The organism is Nonomuraea antri, assembly GCF_013283785.1.
GTDB lineage: Bacteria > Actinomycetota > Actinomycetes > Streptosporangiales > Streptosporangiaceae > Nonomuraea > Nonomuraea antri.
On record NZ_JABCPZ010000511.1, the window covers coordinates 1 to 1,744 of the forward strand.

The following is a 1,744-nucleotide window of genomic DNA, read 5'->3' on the forward strand; positions in this document are numbered from 1 at the left end:
CACCCCGACCCCGACTCCGACCCCCACGCCGACCGACACCGGACCCGCGGGCAACTGGGCGGCGGGCACCGCGTACACGGCCGGCACCCGGGCGGTCTACAACGGCGTGACGTACCAGTGCGTCCAGGCGCACACGGCCATCCCCGGCTGGGAGCCGCCGAACGTGCCCGCACTCTGGCGCCGGACGTGACCTGACGTCGTACCCGACGTCGCACCTGACGTCGCGCCTGACGTCACTAACGTCACTGACGTCGCCCGACGGTCACCGGCGTTCACTGACGTCGGCTGACCCGAACCGACCTCGGACCGGGCAGGCCGGCCATGGCCTCCGGTGGGCTCCCCACGCTCACCGGGACCATGGCCGGCCATTCGGTCACCCGTCGCGCACCCGGCACCCACCCTGGCTACTATGGACATTCGTAGTCAGCCGTCGTGGGGAGGAGCGGTGATCGGACGAGTGGCGCCCGCGACGTGGCTGCCCAGGCTCGTCCTGCTGGCGATCGCGCTCACGGGCCTGTTGCTCAGCTACTCCACCGCCCACCTGTGCGGGACGGCGCACGCCTCGACGAGCACCTGCGCCACACCCGCCGCCCCCTCCCCCACACACATCGCGCACGAGACCCCGCACGAGATCACGCATGAGACCGTGCACGAGACCGTGCGTGAGACCCCGCACCAGACCCCGAACCAGGCCGGGCACGAGACCAAGTACCAGGCCGGGCACGCGGCCGCGGCCGAGCACCGGCCCGGTGAGCCCGATCCGCTGGTGCTCTGTCTCGCCGGAATGGCGGCGGTCGCCGTCGCGGCCGTGCTGGCCCTGACCGGCCCCGGCGGCGGCGCGAAGCCGCTCACCCCTCCGGACCCCACCGCCCGACGCACCCGGCCCTTCCTGGGCTTTCCCTCGATCGAGGCCATCGGGCTGTCCCTGCGCCGCGTCGCGGTCCTGCGGATCTAGAAACCCCGGCCGAGCCAGGCGCTCGGCGATCCGGGTTCTTCGTCCGCTTCGATCCGTGAGTTGATTCATGACGTCCATCAACCGACGGTTCTTCCTGCGCGCCGGCCTGGCCGCCGTGGGAGGGGCCGCGCTGGCCTCGTGCTCCACCGGCACGAGCACCGGCACCAGTACCACTTTCATCCGGCCCTCCGACGAGCGCGTGCGCGCCGCCGAGGCGGCCCGCCGTCCCGGCCAGGTCAGGGAGTTCCGGCTGGTCGCCGGGCCCGGCCGGGCCGACCTGGGCGGGCCCGTCGTGGACACCTGGCTGTACGACGACCGGCTGCCCGGCCGGCCGATCCGCGTCAAGGCGGGTGAGGTCGTACGGGCCAGGCTGCGCAACGGGCTGCCCCAGCCGACCACCGCGCACTGGCACGGCCTGGCCCTGCGCAACGACGCCGACGGCGTGCCCGGCGTCACCCAGCCGCCCATCGACGCGGGCGGCGAGCACGTCTACGAGTTCACCGCGCCGCACCCGGGCACCTACTGGTTCCATCCGCATCACGGCACGCAGCTCGACCGCGGCCTGTACGCCCCGCTGATCGTCGAGGACCCGGCCGAACCGCTGGCCTACGACCAGGAGTGGGTCGTCGTCCTGGACGACTGGATGGACGGCGTGACCGGAACCCCCGACGACGTGCTGGCCGAGCTGACCGCCATGTCGGGCATGACCGGGATGACGGGCACGCCCGGCGACGGCGGGCACGGCGGCCACGGCGGCGCGGCCGTCCCCAGCCCCGCGCCCACTCCCAC

Annotated in this window: 3 protein-coding genes; all 3 read left to right on the forward strand. The window is 73.7% G+C overall.

What is annotated here, in order from left to right:
* A partial coding sequence (locus HII36_RS55015) for a carbohydrate-binding protein (protein WP_328808330.1) occupies positions 1 to 190 on the forward strand: 190 nt, incomplete at its 5' end.
* A gap of 219 nt (positions 191 to 409) precedes the next feature.
* Complete coding sequence (locus HII36_RS55020) at positions 410 to 955, forward strand: hypothetical protein (RefSeq protein ID WP_173531356.1); 546 nt, start codon at positions 410 to 412, stop codon at positions 953 to 955.
* A 67-nt stretch (positions 956 to 1,022) separates the two neighbouring features.
* Positions 1,023 to 1,744, forward strand: a 722-nt coding sequence (locus HII36_RS55025) for a multicopper oxidase domain-containing protein (protein WP_173531357.1), incomplete at its 3' end; no start/stop codon positions are given.